The organism is Kitasatospora sp. NPDC098652, assembly GCF_044760155.1.
Classification (GTDB): Bacteria; Actinomycetota; Actinomycetes; order Streptomycetales; family Streptomycetaceae; genus Kitasatospora.
Genome location: NZ_JBIWAQ010000023.1, coordinates 86,250 through 103,231 on the forward strand (window position 1 = coordinate 86,250; position 16,982 = coordinate 103,231).

General features: G+C 72.5%; 16 protein-coding genes. 7 read left to right on the forward strand and 9 right to left on the reverse strand.

What is annotated here, in order from left to right; all coding sequences use genetic code 11:
• Positions 1 to 678 (reverse strand): response regulator transcription factor, encoded by a 678-nt coding sequence (locus ACIQWA_RS34420; protein ID WP_030257458.1) that lies wholly within the window; start codon positions 676 to 678, stop codon positions 1 to 3.
• Between the two features lie 586 nt (positions 679 to 1,264).
• Here ACIQWA_RS34420 and ACIQWA_RS34425 point away from each other — a divergent pair.
• Positions 1,265 to 1,927 carry a SigE family RNA polymerase sigma factor gene (locus ACIQWA_RS34425; RefSeq protein WP_375894809.1) on the forward strand — a complete coding sequence of 221 codons (663 nt, stop codon included), beginning with the start codon at positions 1,265 to 1,267 and terminating at the stop codon, positions 1,925 to 1,927.
• 225 nt (positions 1,928 to 2,152) lie between these two features.
• On the opposite strand, the gene ACIQWA_RS34430 is transcribed toward ACIQWA_RS34425, so the two are convergent.
• From ACIQWA_RS34430 to deoC, 5 genes are all read right to left on the reverse strand, one after another.
• On the reverse strand, positions 2,153 to 2,776 hold the full coding sequence (locus tag ACIQWA_RS34430; protein ID WP_402489398.1) for an ATP-binding protein: 624 nt from the start codon (positions 2,774 to 2,776) through the stop codon (positions 2,153 to 2,155).
• Between the two features lie 89 nt (positions 2,777 to 2,865).
• On the reverse strand, positions 2,866 to 3,273 hold the full coding sequence (locus ACIQWA_RS34435; RefSeq protein ID WP_402489352.1) for a hypothetical protein: 408 nt from the start codon (positions 3,271 to 3,273) through the stop codon (positions 2,866 to 2,868).
• A 213-nt stretch (positions 3,274 to 3,486) separates the two neighbouring features.
• Complete coding sequence (locus ACIQWA_RS34440; RefSeq protein ID WP_360238040.1) at positions 3,487 to 4,392, reverse strand: aldehyde dehydrogenase family protein; 906 nt, start codon at positions 4,390 to 4,392, stop codon at positions 3,487 to 3,489.
• Complete coding sequence (locus ACIQWA_RS34445) at positions 4,385 to 5,881, reverse strand: aldehyde dehydrogenase family protein (protein ID WP_402489355.1); 1,497 nt, start codon at positions 5,879 to 5,881, stop codon at positions 4,385 to 4,387. Before ACIQWA_RS34445 ends, ACIQWA_RS34440 begins: the two co-directional genes overlap by 8 nt.
• Before the next feature lie 5 nt (positions 5,882 to 5,886).
• Positions 5,887 to 6,873: a deoxyribose-phosphate aldolase gene (gene deoC, locus ACIQWA_RS34450; protein WP_360238036.1), complete on the reverse strand. Its 987-nt coding sequence runs from the start codon at positions 6,871 to 6,873 to the stop codon at positions 5,887 to 5,889.
• A 225-nt stretch (positions 6,874 to 7,098) separates the two neighbouring features.
• Here deoC and ACIQWA_RS34455 point away from each other — a divergent pair, with 225 nt between their 5' ends.
• The 5 genes from ACIQWA_RS34455 to solA all read left to right on the forward strand — a co-directional run bounded on the left by ACIQWA_RS34455 (position 7,099) and on the right by solA (position 11,954).
• Complete coding sequence (locus ACIQWA_RS34455; protein ID WP_402489358.1) at positions 7,099 to 7,779, forward strand: PH domain-containing protein; 681 nt, start codon at positions 7,099 to 7,101, stop codon at positions 7,777 to 7,779.
• A gap of 208 nt (positions 7,780 to 7,987) precedes the next feature.
• Positions 7,988 to 8,899 (forward strand): pyrroline-5-carboxylate reductase, encoded by a 912-nt coding sequence (proC, locus tag ACIQWA_RS34460; RefSeq protein WP_402489361.1) that lies wholly within the window; start codon positions 7,988 to 7,990, stop codon positions 8,897 to 8,899.
• A 94-nt stretch (positions 8,900 to 8,993) separates the two neighbouring features.
• Positions 8,994 to 9,860, forward strand: coding sequence for a methyltransferase (locus tag ACIQWA_RS34465; RefSeq protein WP_402489364.1), 867 nt, complete (start codon positions 8,994 to 8,996; stop codon positions 9,858 to 9,860).
• Positions 9,853 to 10,797, forward strand: coding sequence for an EamA family transporter (locus ACIQWA_RS34470; protein ID WP_360238025.1), 945 nt, complete (start codon positions 9,853 to 9,855; stop codon positions 10,795 to 10,797). Before ACIQWA_RS34465 ends, ACIQWA_RS34470 begins: the two co-directional genes overlap by 8 nt.
• Positions 10,794 to 11,954, forward strand: a complete 1,161-nt coding sequence (gene solA, locus ACIQWA_RS34475) for an N-methyl-L-tryptophan oxidase (protein WP_360238023.1) — start codon at positions 10,794 to 10,796, stop codon at positions 11,952 to 11,954. Before ACIQWA_RS34470 ends, solA begins: the two co-directional genes overlap by 4 nt.
• 81 nt (positions 11,955 to 12,035) lie before the next feature.
• Here solA and ACIQWA_RS34480 read toward each other — a convergent pair whose 3' ends face one another.
• From ACIQWA_RS34480 to ACIQWA_RS34490, 3 genes are all read right to left on the reverse strand, one after another.
• Positions 12,036 to 13,760: a phospho-sugar mutase gene (locus ACIQWA_RS34480; RefSeq protein ID WP_402489368.1), complete on the reverse strand. Its 1,725-nt coding sequence runs from the start codon at positions 13,758 to 13,760 to the stop codon at positions 12,036 to 12,038.
• A gap of 163 nt (positions 13,761 to 13,923) precedes the next feature.
• On the reverse strand, positions 13,924 to 14,745 hold the full coding sequence (locus ACIQWA_RS34485) for a purine-nucleoside phosphorylase (protein WP_360238019.1): 822 nt from the start codon (positions 14,743 to 14,745) through the stop codon (positions 13,924 to 13,926).
• Between the two features lie 146 nt (positions 14,746 to 14,891).
• The gene (locus ACIQWA_RS34490; RefSeq protein ID WP_350503464.1) at positions 14,892 to 15,329 is read right to left on the reverse strand and encodes a gamma-glutamylcyclotransferase; all 438 of its coding nucleotides are present in this window, start codon (positions 15,327 to 15,329) and stop codon (positions 14,892 to 14,894) included.
• A 97-nt stretch (positions 15,330 to 15,426) separates the two neighbouring features.
• Between ACIQWA_RS34490 and ACIQWA_RS34495 the strand changes: the two genes are divergently transcribed.
• Complete coding sequence (locus tag ACIQWA_RS34495; protein ID WP_402489371.1) at positions 15,427 to 16,878, forward strand: NAD(P)H-quinone dehydrogenase; 1,452 nt, start codon at positions 15,427 to 15,429, stop codon at positions 16,876 to 16,878.
• Positions 16,879 to 16,982 lie beyond the last annotated feature (104 nt).

The following is a 16,982-nucleotide window of genomic DNA, read 5'->3' on the forward strand; positions in this document are numbered from 1 at the left end:
TCAGGCAGGCGGGTCCAGCCGGTAGCCGACCCCGCGCACGGTGCGGATCAGCGTCGGCGCGGACGGCACGTCCTCGACCTTGGCCCGCAGCCGTTGCACGCAGGCGTCCACCAGGCGGGAGTCGCCGAGGTAGTCGTGCTCCCAGACCAGCCGCAGCAGCTGCTGACGGGAGAGCGCCTGGCCGGGCCGGCGGCTGAGCTCCAGCAGCAGCCGCAGCTCGGTCGGGGTGAGCTGGAGGTCCTGACCGTCCTTGGTGACGGTCATCGCGGCCCGGTCGATCACCACGCTGCCGTAGGCGGAGGAGTCCGAGCTCTCCCGCTCGCCGCGCCGCAGCACGGCGCGGATCCTGGCGTCCAGCACACGCGGCTGGACCGGTTTCACCACGTAGTCGTCCGCGCCGGACTCCAGGCCGACCACCACGTCGATGTCGTCCGAGCGGGCGGTGAGCAGGATGATCGGCAGCTGGTCGGTACGGCGGATCCGACGGCACACCTCGAAGCCGTCGATTCCGGGCAGCATGACGTCCAGCACGATCAGGTCGGGCCGCTGCTCCTTGAAGAGCCTCAGACCGTCCTCGCCGGAGGCGGCGGTGGCCACACGGTGGCCCTGGCGGGTGAGGGCGAGTTCGAGGCCGGTCCGGATGGCGTCGTCGTCCTCGATCAGTAGGAGGAAAGGCACGGCCCCATTTTGGCCCACCGGGAACGCCGAATCACCCCCAGGACCGGTCACCGCCCGTACGGGAACCGGAAGGACGCCCACCGGCGTCCGGAACGGCGGGAGGAGGCACGGGTCGAAAGGCCCGGCCCTGTGACACCCCTGTGACAGTCGGCGGACAGCGCCATCACAACCGGCGGGCAGGATTTTCCATGTCGCCGCAGGACAGCGGGCCGCAAGGGCCGGCTGGAGGGCGGCAACAGGAACCGCTCGTACCGAACCAAGGGGGCGCACGATGAACGCCATGCTTCAGACCCGGACCAACCCGGCTGTCCGCACCGCGCGTTCCTCAGCGACCACCCACCGGACCCGGTACGAGATCAGGACCGACGAGAACTCCGGTGCCGTGACCGTACGGGGGTGCGCACACAGCACCGGTGGAAACCCTGTCGCCCGCCGGGTGAGCGGCGGCGGCAGGACGGGGGAGCTGTACGGGATCGGCCGACTGGGGAGTGCGGTCGACTCCGGCAACACCCTCGCGCTGCGGGGGATCCTCCCCGTCCGCGTCGAGGGCACGGACGCCCGGGGGGGCGACCAGAGGAAGAACGGTCTGCGCACGGTCGGCTCGGGGGAGCCGGCCGGTCGCGGGGCCGCCGGTGCGACGCTGCTGCGGCTGAACCCCGCGCCGGCCCGCACCACCGAGGCGGGACAGGGAGACGCGCAGGGGGAGCACCCGGCCGTCGCGGAGGACCACATCACGGAGTTCACCGCGTACGTGCGCGAGCGCCGCGCCTCCCTGTACGCCACGGCGTACCACCTCACCGGTGACCGCTACGAGGCCGAGGACCTGCTGCAGAGCGCGCTCTTCAGCACCTACCGGGCCTGGGGCCGGATCACCGACAAGGCCGCGGTCGGGGGCTACCTCCGCCGCACCATGACCAACCTGCACATCTCCGCCTGGCGGCGCCGCAAGGTCAACGAGTACCCGACCGAGGAGCTGCCGGAGACGGCCGGCGACACCGACGCGATGGGCGGCACCGAGCTGCGCACCGTGCTCTGGCAGGCGCTGGCGAAGCTGCCGGAGAACCAGCGGACCATGCTGGTGCTGCGGTACTACGAGGGCAAGACCGACCCGGAGATCGCCGACGTGCTGGGGATCAGCGTCGGCACGGTCAAGAGCAGCATCTGGCGCGCGCTGCGCCGGCTGCGCGACGACGAGCACCTGAACAAGTCGGGCGACACCGTCCGGGCGTTCGGCGAGCTGGTCGCCTGACGGCGGTCGGCAAGGAGCAGGGGAGCAGGGGAGCAGGGGACAGGACTCCCGTCGGGGGACGGGTAGCGGACGGTTGCGGTTCGGGGGCACCGGCTCGGGGGAGCGGTGCTCGTGGGGAGCCGAAGCCGTTCGGCGGGGCGACGGGCCCGGTGCGGGGGAGACGCACCGGGCCCGTCGTCGTGTTCGTCCGCGGGTGGAGCGGATCGACCCAGACCGCGGACCGGCTCAGACCGCGGACAGCTCCCGCCGCCCGGCGGCGGCGCGGATCCGCCGCTCGGCCTCCGGCCCGGCACACGGGTACGAGCCCAGCTCGACCTGCCGTCCGACGATGGCCCGCTCGGCCCGCATCAGCCGCAAGCCCCGGCGCAGCAGCACCGGAAGCGACTTGCGGCCCTCCCGGACGTCCCGGCGCAGTCGGCGCCAGGCCGTGGTGAGCGCGCCGTTGCGCAGGCACAGGGCGTCGCCGAGCAGGCCCTCGGCGGTGCACTCGGTGACGATCTCGGCGGCGAAGATGCCCTCGGCGATGAACGCGGTGGCGCCGCCCAGGTCCAGGGCGCGGGTGGAGATCCGGCCGTTGTCCGGGATCGAGTACACCGGCACCTCGGTGCGCCCGTGCTCGTACAGCGCGCGGATCGCGGCGACGGCCTGGTCGCGGTGCCAGGCGAGCGGGGAGTCCCAGTCCACGGCGCCGTCGGGCAGCCGGGGGAGGGTGGGGTCGTCCCCGTCCTTGTAGAAGTCGTCCAGCTGGAGCACCGGGAGGCCGCTGCGTTCGGCCAGCGAGGACTTCCCCGATCCGGAGGGCCCGGAGAGCAGGATCACCCGGGCGTGGGCCGTCGGCACGGGGTTCATGGGGGAGTCACTCACGGGACACCAGTCTGACGCATCCCGGCCGGTTGCCGAAACCGTTGTGCATCACACCTTCCGGTCACGCCTGCCGGTCACGCCTGCCGGAAGTCGGGGCCGGCGAGGGCGAGGTGGACCGCCGGCAGGTAGCGGCTGTCGACCTGGAGGTACACCTGGCGCCCGCCGCCGGGCGGCCGGTAGCCGGTGGCGGCCCAGTCCTGGGAGTGCCAGGTGTCGGGCTCGGGCTCGTGGAAGGTGCCCCCGGTGGGCAGTTCGAGCGGGCCGGCCCCGCGGGCGCGGAAGGTGACCGCGGCGGCACCCGGGGTGATGTCCAACCTGCCGTTGGCGTAGTGGCGTTGCCAGCCCGGCCGGTCGGACCGGGCGGAGCAGGGCACTCGGACGGCCTTCCCGGCGGCCAGTCGGCGGCCGACCCGGGCGACGTGCCAGCGGCGGACGAAGCCGTCCGTGAGCAGTGGCATCAGCTCGGCGATCAACTCTCCCACGGCGCCTCCTCGGTGGTGTCGGTACCGGGGATTCTGGTCCGGACGCACACGCACGGCGAGCGCCGAAAGTCGGCGCGGGCGGTGACGAAAGTCGACGGACCCGCACCAGGGGGGGAGAGGTGCGGGTCCGTCCAATGACCGTCCGGGCCCTGGGGGGGAGAGGGCACGGGGGACGGCCAGTCTGTGGAGTTGTGACGCGATACCGACGGAGGGTCAGATACCCATCGGGTGCCAGACCGTCTTGGTCTCCAGGAAGGAGAGTAGCCGGTTGGTACCGGGCGCATCCGTCCAGTCCTGGGCGAACGGGTCCAGCCCCGGACGGACCACCCGCTTCAGGGTATCGGCGGCGGCGGCCTCCAGGGCGGTCGCCGCGCCGGGGCCGTCGGCGGCGATGGCGCCGGTGAGGTCCAGCGCGTTGACGTCCTGGTGCGAGGCCAGGGTGGGGGCGATGTCCGCGGTCCGGCCCGAGATGATGTTGACCACGCCGCCCGGGAGGTCCGAGGTGGCCAGCACCTCGCCCAGGGACAGCGCGGGCAGCGGGGCGTCCGCGGCGGCCGCGACCACGACCGTGTTGCCGGTGGCGATCGCCGGGGCGATCACCGAGACCAGGCCGAGCAGCGAGTGCCCGTACCCGGCCTGCGGGGCGACGATCCCGACCACGCCGGTCGGCTCCGGGGTGGAGAGGTTGAAGTACGGCCCGGCGACCGGGTTGGCGCCGCCCGCGATCTGGGCGATCTTGTCCGTCCAGCCCGCGTACCAGACCCAGCGGTCGATCGCGGCGTCCACCAGCGCGGCGGCCTTCTTCGGGCCGATGCCCTCGGAGAGCGCCACCTCGGCGGCGAACTGCTCGCGCCGGCCCTGCAGCATCTCGGCGACCCGGTAGAGCACCTGGCCGCGGTTGTACGCGGTGGTGCCGGCCCAGCCCTTGACCGCCGCGCGGGCGGCCAGGACGGCGTCCCGGGTGTCCTTGCGGGTGCCCAGCGGGGCGTTGGCGAGCCACTCGCCCTTTGAGTCGGTCACCTCGTACACCCGCCCGCTCTCGGAGCGCGGGAACTTCCCGCCGACGTACAGCTTGTAGGTCTTGAGGACGTCAAGACGCTGGATGGTCGTGTCAGACATCTCGGGCCTCGACATTCAGGTAGGGCTCCAGACCGTGGCGGCCACCCTCGCGGCCGTAACCCGACTCCTTGAAACCGCCGAACGGCGAGGTCGGGTCGAACTTGTTGAAGGTGTTGGCCCAGACCACACCCGCCTTGAGCCGGTTGGCCGTCCAGAGGATGCGCGAGCCCTTCTCCGTCCAGATGCCGGCGGAGAGGCCGTACGGGGTGTTGTTGGCCTTCTGGACCGCCTCTTCGGGGGTGCGGAAGGTCAGCACCGACAGGACCGGGCCGAAGATCTCCTCCTGGGCGATCCGGTGGGCCTGGCTGACGCCGGTGAACAGGGTCGGCCTGAACCAGAAGCCGGTGCCCGGGAGTTCGCACTCCGGCGACCAGCGCTCGGCGCCCTCGGCCTCGCCGGCCGCGGTCAGCTCGGTGATCCGGGCCAGCTGGGCGGCCGAGTTGATCGCGCCGATGTCGGTGTTCTTGTCCAGCGGGTCGCCGACCCGCAGGGTGCCCATCCGGCGCTTGAGGGCGTCCAGCAGCTCGTCCTGGATCGACTCCTGGACCAGCAGGCGGGAGCCCGCGCAGCAGACGTGGCCCTGGTTGAAGAAGATGCCGTTGACGATGCCCTCGACCGCCTGGTCGATCGGCGCGTCGTCGAAGACGATGTTGGCGGCCTTGCCGCCCAGCTCCAGCGACAGCTTCTTGCGGCTGCCGGCCAGCTGCTTGGCGATCGCCCGGCCGACCGGGGTGGAGCCGGTGAAGGCGACCTTGTTGACGTCCGGGTGCGCGGTGAGCGCGGCGCCGGTGCGGCCGTCGCCGGTGACGATGTTGACGACGCCCTTCGGCAGACCGGCCTGGCGGCAGATCTCGGCGAAGCGCAGCGCGGTCAGCGGGGTGGTCTCGGCCGGCTTGAGGACGACGGTGTTGCCGGTCGCCAGCGCGGGCGCGATCTTCCACGCCAGCATCATCAGCGGGAAGTTCCACGGGATGATCTGGCCGGCCACGCCCAGCGGGCGCGGGTTGGCGCCGAAGCCGGCGTAGTCCAGCTTGTCCGCCCAGCCCGCGTAGTAGAAGAACCAGGCGGCGACGGTCGGGATGTCGAAGTCGCGGGTCTCGCGGATCGGCTTGCCGTTGTCCATCGACTCCAGCACGGCCAGCTCGCGGGCGCGCTCCTGGATGATCCGGGCGATCCGGAACAGGTACTTGGCGCGCTCGCTGCCCGGCAGCGCCGACCAGTCGGCGAAGGCCTTGCGGGCGGCGGCGACGGCGCGGTCCACGTCCTCGTCGGTGCCCTGGGCGAACTCGGCGAGCACCTGCTCGGTGGCCGGGTTGACCGTCTTGAGGGCCTCGCTGCCGGAGGAGTCGACGAACTCGCCGCCGATGAAGTGGCCGTACGAGGTCGCGAGGTCGCCCGCGGCGGCGGGGGACTCCGGGGCCGGGGCGTAGGTGAAGAGGCCTCCGGCCGGCTGGGCCGCGGGCTCCTCGGTGTTCTTCTTCTTGGCCATGGTGATCAGTCCACCGTCACGTAGTCGGGGCCGGAGTAGCGGCCGGTGGCGAGCTTCTGGCGCTGCATCAGCAGGTCGTTGAGCAGGCTGGAGGCGCCGAAGCGGAACCAGTGCGGGGTCAGCCAGTCGTCGCCGAGCGTCTCGTTGACCATCACCAGGTACTTCATGGCGTCCTTGGTGGTCTTGATGCCACCGGCCGGCTTCACGCCGACCTGGACGCCGGTGGCGGCGCGGAAGTCGCGGACCGCCTCCAGCATCAGCAGGGTGACCGGCGGGGTCGCGTTGACGGTGACCTTGCCGGTGGAGGTCTTGATGAAGTCGGCGCCGGCCAGCATCGCCAGCCAGGAGACCCGGCGGACGTTGTCGTAGGTCTGCAGCTCGCCGGTCTCGAAGATCACCTTGAGGTGGGCGTAGCTGCCGTCGGCGCGCTTGCACGCCTCCTTGACGGCGACGATCTCGTTGAAGACGTCGAAGTAGCGGCCGGAGAGGAAGGCGCCCCGGTCGATCACCATGTCGATCTCGTCGGCGCCCGCGGCCACCGCGTCGGCGGTGTCGGCGAGCTTGACCGGGAGGGCGGCGCGGCCGGCCGGGAAGGCGGTGGCCACCGAGGCGACCTGGATGTCGGTGCCCCGGAGGGCGTCCTTCGCGGTGGCGACCATGTCCGGGTAGACACAGATGGCGGCGACGCGCGGGGTGGTCGGGTCGGTCGGGTCGGGGGTCCTGCCCTTGGCGCACAGTGCGCGCACCTTGCCGACCGTGTCCGCGCCCTCCAGCGTGGTCAGGTCGATCATGGAGATCGCCAGGTCGATGGCGCGGGCCTTCGCCGTGGTCTTGATCGAGCGGGTCCCGAGGGACGCGGCGCGGGCTTCGAGGCCGACCTGGTCGACGCCGGGCAGGCCGTGCAGGAAGCGGCGGAGCGAGGCCTCGGACGCCGCAACGTCCGCGAGGCCGCTGCCCGCAACGCCGGGGGCATTGGCTGCAACAGTGGACATAGTCACCAGACCAGCATATCTACGCGCGTAGCCGACCGCTAGAGCGGCCACCTTTCCGGCCGCCTTTCGTGGCCGGACCGAGACCTCGGCCGAGCGGGGCCGCCCGGCGGGGGCCCGGACGAGGGCGGGGTGCCGGCCGGGGTGCTGGCGGGGCGCCGGCCGGGGGGCCATTCGTGGCCGGACCGAGACCCGCCGGCGAGGGGTGCATGGGGCAGAATCGACGCCATGACCGAATCCGACGGCAAGCCCCACCAGGGCCCGGCCGCCCCCGACGGGGAACCCGAGTACGCGGACCGCGTGTACCGCTCCGTCCCCGGCGTGATCTCCGGAGTGTTCCTGCTCGCCGTCGCCGCCTGGCTGATCGGCGACGCGGCGGTGACCGGCACCGGCAAGACCCCGTACGTCGCGCTCGCGGCGCTGCCGGTGTTCGCCTTCCCGGTGATCGCCTACACGCTGCGCCCGGCGGTGTTCGCCGGCAGCCGGCGCCTGGTCGTCCGCAACCCCTGGCGCACCATCACCGTCCCCTGGGCCTCGGTCGACGCGCTGCGGGCCGGGTACTCGGTCGAGCTGCTGTCCGGCGAGAAGAAGTACCAGGTGTGGGCCGTCCCGGTGTCGCTGCGCCAGCGCAAGCGGGCCAACCGGGCGCTGAGCCGCGGCAACGCCGAGCACGCCTCCCGGACGGGCCTGGGGCTGGGCCTCGCCGCCCGGACCAACCCGGTCGTCCAGGGGTCCTCGGACCCCACCCGGGCCTGGTCCGACCAGGTGACCGACGTCCTCCAGGGAATGGCCGAGCGCAACGGCCGCCGACCCGACGCCACCGGCCCGGTGGTCGTCCGCTGGTGCTGGTGGGTGATCGCCCCGACGCTGCTCGGCCTGGTCGCGCTGATCACGGTGATCGCGGTCTGACGACGACCGCACCACGCAGGAGCCCGCCGGAAACGGCGGGCTCCTTCGCGTTGGGGGAGGTGCGTTGGGGGAGGCGCGGCTCGGGGCGGTGCGGCGGGGGCGGCCCGTCCCTCGACATAGGTTTTGTACGGTCGTAAAACCTGTCCGGTCCATCCGCCTTTGGTCACTTGTCGGTCCAAGATCACATAAATAGGCTGGCGCGGGTGTTGTGAAGCTTCCGAAAAGGCACATTCGTGATGACCGTCGCTTGGTGCGTCCAGAAGTGACGCCCGTTGACAGTGGGGGAAATGTGGCCAGTGGGGAAAGTCTGACAGCCGGCGTGGACCGGGTCGTCGTCATCGGCGCCGGGCACATGGGCGCCGCGATCATTTCCGGACTCCTGAGGAAATCTCCGGACCTCCCGCTCGAAATCGTGGAGACGGCCGAATCCCGGGCGCGCCTGGTGCGCACGGAATTCGGCCTGGAACCCGTCGTCCGGTACCGCCCGCAGCCCGGGGACGCCGTGATCCTGGCCATCCAGCCGCAGGCCTTCGAGGGCTTCGCGGCCGAGCAGGAACCGGGCGCGTTCGAGGGGGCCCTGGTCATCTCCGTGATGGCCGGGGTGAGCATCGCGGCCATGGCGGCGCTGCTGCACACCGACCGCGTCGTCCGGGCGATTCCCAACACGCCGTCCGAGGTCGCGCAGGGCATGACCGTGCTGTGCCCCGGCGCCACCGTGCCGGCCGCCGACGTGCGGACCGCCGAACGGCTGCTGTCGTCGATCGGCCGGGCCCTCACCGTGCGCGACGAGGCCCTCATCGACGACGCCACCGCGCTCTGCGGCGGCGGGCCGGCCTTCGTCGCGCACATTGCCGGGGCGTTCATCGACTTCGCCGTCACCGCCGGGTTCGACCGCGCGCAGGCCCGGTCGATGACCACCCAGGTACTGCGCGGCACCGCGGAACTCCTGGATTCGACCGAGCACTCCCCCGAGGAACTCTGCCGGCAGGTCATGACCCCGGGGGGAACGACCGAACAGGGAATCTTCCATTTCCAGGAGCTGGGGCTCCAGGAGGTGCTGGTGGGGGGTTTGACCCGGTCCGCCGACCGGTCGCGTGAACTGGGCGGCATCGGCAGGTGAATGCGCGTGCCACGGCGGCCGCCACCCCGGTGAATGCGGTGCGGCCGGGGAACCGGCCGAGAACTCGACCGAAAATTCCATTAGAGGGGGAATCATGCTGGGCGTGATCCGGCAGCACAATCCCGGTGACAGAACCGCGGCGGTGCATTCCGAGGACTTCTACGAGGTCTACTTCGGGCTCGGGCACAGCCTCCGACTGCAGGACCGCCCGGGCGTGTTCAAGGTCAGCCCCGCCGGGCTGAGCCTCGGCGACGTCCTGGTGCGCACCCTCGACCGGTCCGTCCTGGAGGGTTCGGTCCTCGACATGGGCACCGGCAGCGGGGCCCTGGCCCTGCTGATGCGGAGCCTGGGCGCCCGCGACATCGTGGCGACGGACGTGTCGATCCCCGCGTTGAAGACCGCCGCGGAGAACGAGCAGCTCAACTTCGGCGACCAGATCGTCCGGTTCGACTCGGGCAGCCTGTTCCAGAGCCCGGCCGCGGACCGCAGGTTCGACCTCGTCGTCTTCAACCCGCCCGGCTGGCGCACCCCGTCCGCGGACTGCCGGCGCGAACTGCGGCAGCAGGGGCTGGCCGACCTCGAACTGTCGGCCATGTTCTCCGGCGAGGAGGTCCTGCTCGGCTTCCTGCGCGACCTCCCGGACCACCTGACCGACACCGGGCGCGCCGTCGTCGGCCTCAACTCCATGACGGGCATCCAGGACGTGCTCCGCCGACTCGGCGGGCCGGCGGGCAGCGCCGGCCCCCTGGAGTTCCGGCTGATCGAACGGCACAGCTTCCCGCTGTTCCTGTACACCAGGGAGTGGCACGCCTCCAGACAGGTCCTCACCCGGGAGTTCCACCACTGGAAGGAGCACCACGGCGCGGCCTTCAGCATCGCCGGCGACGGGACCCTCTACTGGTCGTACGAGATCGTCGAATGCCGCCTGGCCCGCCAGGGGGAGAGGCGGGCGGATGGGTAGCGTGCGCGGCCGGGGCGCTCCGGCGGGCCTGGCCGCGATCGCGGTCGCCAACGTCATCCTCGGCTCGTCCTCGCTGTTCTGGCGGGCCCTGGCGCACGTACCGCCGGTGACGCTGCTCGGCTACCGCATCCTGGTGTCGCTGGCGACGCTGTGCGCCGCGCTCGCGCTGCTGGGGCGGTTCCGGGCCGCGGCCCGCACGGCCGCCACCCCGAGGCTGGTGCTGGTGCACCTGACCGCGGCGCTGCTGGTCTGCGTCAACTGGCTCACGTTCATCTGGGGTTCGATCCACGGGCGGGTCATCGAGACCGGCCTCGGCTACCTCATCGCCCCGGCGGTGACCGTCGTCCTCGGGACGCTGGTGATGCGCGAACCGCTCGGACGGCTGCGCCGGGCCGCGCTCGGGCTGTGCCTGCTGGGCGTCGTGCTGCTCGTCGTGCGCAGCACCGAACTCGACTGGTGGGTGTACGTCACGATCGGCCTGACCTGGGGGGTGTACACCTTCCTGAAGAAGCTCACCACCGCCGACCCGGTCACCGGGCTGACCCTGGAGACGGCCCTGCTGGCGCTCGGCATCGGGATCGCCGTCCTCACCACGGGCTACTCGCTCGACCCGGGGCCGGCCGCCGGGCACACGGACTTCGTGCTGCTCGCGGTCTGCGGCCTGGTCTCCGTCACGCCGCTGTGGCTGATCGCCTTCGGCGCGAAGAAGGTCAGCCTGACCGCGACGGGGTTCATGCAGTACGTGCTGCCGACCACGCAGCTCGTCGTCGCGCTGGTCTGGTACCACCAGCGGCCGTCCGCCAACACGCTGATCTGTTTCGCCGTGGTCTGGCTGTCGCTGGTCTCCATCGTCATCGAATCGGCGCTGCGCGTCCGCAGGGCGCGTCCGCAGTCCGGGCCGGTCGCGGCACCGGTCGAGAAGGGGGTACGGCTGTGAGAACGGGCGACGTACTGGTCATCGGCCTCGGGGTGTTCGGCGCGGCGGCGGCACAGGCGCTGGCCGAACGGGGCGCGCGGGTGCTCGCCGTCGACGCCCACGGCCCGACGCACCGGTTCGGCTCCTCCCACGGCGAGACCCGGATCTTCCGCCGGGCCTACTGGGAGGGGACCGACTACCTCCCGCTGCTGGAGCGCGCCCACGAGCGGTGGACGGACCTGGAGGCCGCGTACGGGGACACCCTGCTGATGCGCACCGGCGGGGTCTTCGTCGGGGCCGAGTCCAGCGGCGTGGTGGACCTCAGCCGGCGGACCGCGGAGGCCGGCGGCATCGCGCACGAGGTCTGGAACGCCGAGCAGCTCAACGGGCGCTTCCCGTGGTTCGGCGTCGGGGCCGACATGAAGGCGCTGTACGAGCCCGGTGCCTACACCGTCCTGGCCAACCGCGCCCGGCTGGCGATGGTCGACGAGGCGGTCCGCCGGGGGGCCTCGATCCGCTTCGGCGAGGAGGTGGTGGACCTGCGGTCCGACGCCGGTGGCGTGACCGTACGGCTGCGCTCCGGCGGGACGCTCTCCTGCGACGCCGTCGTGGTCGCGACCGGTCCCTGGATGAAGGGGCCGCTCACGCCGTCCCCGGCGCGGCACCTGAGCCCGATGCGGGTCCCGGTCTACTGGTTCCGGGCGGACCCGAAGCTGGGCACCGAGGGCTTCCCCGCCTTCCTGTACGAGAGCGCCGACGGGCAGGTCGTCTACGGCGTGCCCGAATGGGGTGAGGGCGGCCGCGAGGTCAAGATCGGCTTCCACAACCGCCAGCAGGTGCCCGGGGACCCGACGGACCTGGCACGCCGCGAGGTCTCGACGGCGGAGCGGGAGGAGATGGCCCGGATGGTGGCCCGGATCTTCACCGGCGTCCGGCCGGAGGCACCCCGGGCGCGCTACTGCTACTACACCCTGACCCCGGACGGCAGCTTCATCATCGACCGCTCGCCGGCGGACCCGCGGATCGTCCACACCTCGGCCTGCTCGGGGCACGGGTTCAAGTTCGCCCCCGCGGTGGGCGACTGCGCGGCCGCCCTGGCGCTGGGCGAACCCGTCGGCATCGATCTGGCGCCCTTCGCGGGCGACCGGTTCGGCGCGGGAGCGGCCGACGACCGCTGACGGACGACCGCTGACGTCCACCCCGGACGCGCCCGTGCCTCCCCGCCCCCGAGGGGGTGGGGAGGCACGCGTGCGGTGGGGTCAGGCGGAGATGCCGGCGGCCGCGCCGAGGTCCCGCTTGATGTCGGCGAGCAGCCCGGCGGCCCGCTCCCGGGCGGCGGCCAGGTCGGCCGCGCTGCCGACCGGGAGGACGACCTCCAGGTAGCACTTGAGCTTGGGCTCGGTGCCCGACGGGCGGACCACGATCCGGGCCGAGCGCACGGTCTCGCCGGCCAGGTAGTAGCGCAGGCCGTCGGTGGGCGGCAGCTCGGCCGAGCCCGCCGAGAGGTCGTCGGCGCGGGTGACGGTCAGCCCGGCCAGGACGGTCGGCGGCTGCTCGCGCAGCCGGCGCATGGCGTCGGCGATCAGCGAGAGGTCCTGCACCCGGACGGACAGCTGGTCGGTGGCGTGCAGGCCGTGCTCCAGCGCCAGGTCGTCCAGCAGGTCGGTCAGCGTGCGGCCGGACTTCTTGAGCGTCGCGGCCAGCTCGGCGACCAGCAGGGCGGCGGTGATGCCGTCCTTGTCCCGGACGCCCTCCGGGTCGACGCAGTAGCCGAGCGCCTCCTCGTAGCCGTAGCGCAGGCCCTCGGCGCGGGAGATCCACTTGAAGCCGGTCAGCGTCTCGGCGTAGCCCAGGCCGGCGGCCTCGGCGATCCGGCCGAGCAGGGTGGCGGAGACGATGGTGGTGGCGAAGGTGCCCTCGGCCTTCTTCGCGACCAGCGCGGAGCCCAGCAGCGCGCCGACCTCGTCGCCGCGCAGCATCCGCCAGCCGGAGGTGCCGTTGCCGCTGCCCACGGCGTTGCCGTTGACCGGGACGGCCACCGCGCAGCGGTCGGCGTCCGGGTCGTTGGCGATCACGATGTCCGGGCCGACCGCGGCGGCGGTGCGGAAGGCGAGGTCCATCGCCCCCGGCTCCTCCGGGTTGGGGAAGGCCACGGTCGGGAAGTCCGGGTCGGGCTCGGCCTGCTCGGCGACCACGGTCGGCGCGGGGAAGCCGGCCCGGCGGAAGGCGGCGACCAGGGTGTCGCGGCCGACGCCGTGCATCGGGGTGTAGACCACGTCCAGCTCGCGCGGGCTGTGCTCGTCGACGATCGAGACGGCCCGGGTCAGGTAGGCCTCGACGACGTCCTCGCCGAGCACCTCCCAGCCCTCCTCGGCGCGCGGGACGTCGTCCAGCGAGCCGATCGCGTCGATCTCGGCGGCGATCCCGGCGTCGGCCGGCGGAACGATCTGCGAGCCGTCGCCGAGGTAGACCTTGTAGCCGTTGTCCTGCGGCGGGTTGTGGCTGGCGGTGACGGTCACACCGGCGGCCGCGCCCAGGTGGCGGACGGCGAAGGCGAGCACCGGGGTCGGCAGCGGGCGCGGCAGCAGCGCGGCGCGCAGACCGGCGGCGACCACCACGGCGGCGGTGTCCCGGGCGAAGTCGTACGACTTGTACCGGGCGTCGTAGCCGATCACCACGAGGTCGCCGAGGCCCTGCTGCTTCACGTACGCGACCAGGCCGGCGGCGGCCCGGATCACCACGGCGCGGTTCATCCGCATCGGGCCGGCGCCGAGCTCGCCGCGCAGGCCGGCGGTGCCGAACTGGAGGCGGTCGGAGAAGCGCTCGGCGAGCTCGGCCCAGGCGCGGGTGTTGTCCTCCTGGGCCTCCGCGCCCTCGGCCCGGGCGAGCAGGGCGGCGAGCTCCTCGCGGGTCTGCGGGTCGGGGTCCTCGGCCAGCCAGGTGCGGGCCCGGGCGAGGAGATCGGGGTTGAGTGCCTGCGTCATGTTCTTGCCTGCTCCATCGGGAAGTGCGTCGGGTGACGGCCGGAGGGTTCCACGCAAAGGGGAGAAGAGGTGTGCACATGCGGACGGGGCCCCCGGGATGGCGTGATCAGCGGATCACGCCGCCCGTGGGCCCCGTCGTTCATGATTCTGCGCCCGGCAGGCGTCAGATCCGCTCCAGGACCTTCGCCAGCAGCTCGCCCATGCGCTCGGCCGAGGCCTTGCCGGCCTCCAGGACCTCTTCGTGGTTGAGCGGCTCGCCGGTGATGCCGGCGGCCAGGTTGGTGACCAGGGAGATGCCGAGGACCTCGGAGCCGGCCTCGCGGGCGGCGATGGCCTCCAGGGTGGTGGACATGCCGACCAGCTCGCCGCCGATCACCCGGGCCATGTTGACCTCGGCCGGGGTCTCGTAGTGCGGGCCGCGGAACTGGACGTAGACGGCCTCGTCCAGGCTCGGGTCGACCTCGCGGCACAGCGCGCGCAGGCGCTTGGAGTACAGGTCGGTGAGGTCGACGAAGTTGGCGCCGACGATCGGGGAGTCCGCGGTGAGGTTGATGTGGTCGCTGATCAGGACCGGCTGACCCGGGGTCCAGCCCTGGCGCAGACCGCCACAGCCGTTGGTCAGGACGATGATCCCGCAGCCGGCCGCGGCGGCGGTGCGCACGCCGTGGACGACGGTGGCGACGCCGTGGCCCTCGTAGTAGTGGTTGCGGCCCAGGAAGATCAGGGCGCGCTTGTCGCCGATCTTCACCGAGCGGATCTTGCCGGCGTGGCCGGCCACGGCGGGGGCGGGGAAGCCCGGGAGCTCGGTGACCGGGAACTCGGCCACGGTCTCGCCCAGGGCGTCGGCGGCCGGCACCCAGCCGGAGCCCATCACCAGGGCGACGTCGTGCCGCTCGGCACCGGTCAGCTCGCGCAGGCGCTCGGCGGCGGCCTGGGCGGCGGCGTAGGGGTCGGCGGAGACGACCGACTGAGGAGAAGCGTTCACGGGTCCGAGGATAGACGGCTTTCGGCTACGCGCGTAGAAAATCCGCTCCGGCATGTCGGATCGTTACCCGGTTGACCCGAAGGCACAGCTCGGTGGCGCTTCCGGGCGACCGGGTTCGTCGATTCGTACGGAAAGCGGACCGGCGGTCAGCACGGCCGCCGGCGCAGCTCCATCACGTAGTCGTGCGGGGCCCCCGCGCTCTCCGCGGCGTCGGCGATCAGGCCGAGGTAGCGGGCCGCGGGCAGGCCGCCCTCGTAGTCGTTGAGCACGTACGTCCAGACCGGGATGTCGCCGTCCAGGGTCTGCGCCCGCAGCTTGATCTTGCGGTAGATGCCGAGCTGGACGCCCTCCCAGCGGTCCAGGCCCTCCTCGTCCATCGGCGCGATGTCGTAGAGGGAGACGAAGACCTGGTCCTTCTCGTCCTCCACGACGGTGGCCAGCGAGCCCTCCCAGCCGAGCTGCTCGCCGCCGAAGGTCAGCCGCCAGCCGTCCAGCCACCCCGTGCCGCGGAGCGGGGAGTGCGGGGCTCGGCGGGTCATCTGCCGGGCATCGAGGTTGGTGGCATACGCGGCGTAAAGGGGCATGGGTGCAGCGTAGCCCGGTCGGCCCACGGGGCGGGGCGAGTGGACGAGGAGATCGAGCCCGGACCCAGTTGTGGCGCCGCTCCCGGCGTGCGGGACAATGGGGTACGTGACTCGGATCGTGATCATCGGTGGCGGACCCGGCGGCTACGAGGCGGCCCTGGTGGCCTCTCAGCTCGGCGCGGAGGTGACCGTCGTCGACCGCGACGGTCTGGGCGGATCGGCGGTGCTCACGGACTGCGTGCCGTCGAAGACGCTGATCGCGACCGCGGAGGTGATGACCACCTTCGACAGCTCGTACGAGGAACTGGGCATCACCGTCGACCAGGGCGCCGCCGAGGAGCGGGAGTCCAAGGTCATCGGCGTGGACCTGGGCAAGGTCAACCGCCGGGTGAAGCGCCTGGCGATCGCGCAGTCCCACGACATCACCCAGTCCGTCACCCGCGCCGGGGTCACCGTGCTGCGCGGGCGCGGCCGGCTCGGCGCCGGCGGGCAGGCCGTGGACGGCTCCCGCGAGGTGCTGGTGGACACCCCCGACGGCAGCGTGCAGTCGCTGCGCGCCGACGCGGTGCTGATCGCCACCGGCGCCCACCCGCGCGAGCTGCCGGACGCCCAGCCGGACGGCGAGCGGATCCTCACCTGGACCCAGGTGTACGACCTGGAGGAGCTGCCCCGCGAGCTGATCGTGGTCGGTTCCGGTGTGACCGGTGCCGAGTTCGCCGGCGCGTACCAGGCGCTCGGCTCCAAGGTCACCCTGGTCTCCAGCCGCGACCGGGTGCTGCCGGGCGAGGACCCGGACGCCGCCGAGGTGCTGGAGGACGTCTTCCGCCGCCGCGGCATGAACGTGATGGGCCGTTCGCGGGCCGAGAGCGCCAAGAGGATCGGCGACCGGGTCGAGGTCACCCTCGCCGACGGCCGGGTGATCGAGGGCACCCACTGCCTGATGGCGGTCGGCTCGATCCCCAACACCGCGGAGATGGGCCTGGAGGAGGCCGGGGTCAAGCTCAACGACTGGGGCCAGATCCAGGTCGACCGGGTCTCCCGCACCAGCGCCCCGGGCGTGTACGCGGCCGGTGACTGCACCGGCGTCTTCATGCTCGCCTCGGTGGCGGCCATGCAGGGCCGGATCGCGATGTACCACGCGCTGGGCGACGCGGTGCAGCCGCTGAACCTCAAGACCGTGGCCTCCAACGTCTTCACCGACCCGGAGATCGCCACCGTCGGCTACACCGCCGCCGACGTGGAGTGCGGCAAGATGGACGCCGTCGTGGTCAAGCTGCCGCTGCGCGGCAACCCGCGGGCGAAGATGCAGGGCATCCGGGACGGCTTCGTGAAGCTGTTCTGCCGCCCGGGCACCGGCATCGTGGTCGGCGGCGTGGTGGTCGCCCCGCGGGCCAGCGAACTGATCCACCCGATCGCGCTCGCGGTGGACGCCAATCTGACGGTCGAACAGGTGGCCAGCGCCTTCACCGTCTACCCGTCGGTCTCCGGCTCGACCGCCGAGGCCGCCCGGCAGCTGCACGTCCGGAAGCGGGCCGGCGGCGAATCCTGAGCTCAAGGCGCACAGTTGGGGCGGCTGCCGGTCGGCGGCCGCCCTTCGCGCGGGCATGATCGTCACCCGGACGGCGGGCGCAGTTCCGGGGTGTTGACGGCGCG

Excerpts from the sequence above, each read along its gene's own strand:
- ACIQWA_RS34430 (WP_402489398.1), bottom strand. The coding sequence starts at position 2,776 with ATGAACCCCGTGCCGACGGCCCACGCCCGGGTGATCCTGCTCTCCGGG.
- ACIQWA_RS34440 (WP_360238040.1), bottom strand. The coding sequence starts at position 4,392 with ATGTCTGACACGACCATCCAGCGTCTTGACGTCCTCAAGACCTACAAG.
- ACIQWA_RS34445 (WP_402489355.1), bottom strand. The coding sequence starts at position 5,881 with ATGGCCAAGAAGAAGAACACCGAGGAGCCCGCGGCCCAGCCGGCCGGA.
- deoC (WP_360238036.1), bottom strand. The coding sequence starts at position 6,873 with ATGTCCACTGTTGCAGCCAATGCCCCCGGCGTTGCGGGCAGCGGCCTC.
- ACIQWA_RS34455 (WP_402489358.1), top strand. The coding sequence starts at position 7,099 with ATGACCGAATCCGACGGCAAGCCCCACCAGGGCCCGGCCGCCCCCGAC.
- ACIQWA_RS34465 (WP_402489364.1), top strand. The coding sequence starts at position 8,994 with ATGCTGGGCGTGATCCGGCAGCACAATCCCGGTGACAGAACCGCGGCG.
- ACIQWA_RS34470 (WP_360238025.1), top strand. The coding sequence starts at position 9,853 with ATGGGTAGCGTGCGCGGCCGGGGCGCTCCGGCGGGCCTGGCCGCGATC.
- ACIQWA_RS34480 (WP_402489368.1), bottom strand. The coding sequence starts at position 13,760 with ATGACGCAGGCACTCAACCCCGATCTCCTCGCCCGGGCCCGCACCTGG.
- ACIQWA_RS34490 (WP_350503464.1), bottom strand. The coding sequence starts at position 15,329 with ATGCCCCTTTACGCCGCGTATGCCACCAACCTCGATGCCCGGCAGATG.
- ACIQWA_RS34495 (WP_402489371.1), top strand. The coding sequence starts at position 15,427 with ATGGGGTACGTGACTCGGATCGTGATCATCGGTGGCGGACCCGGCGGC.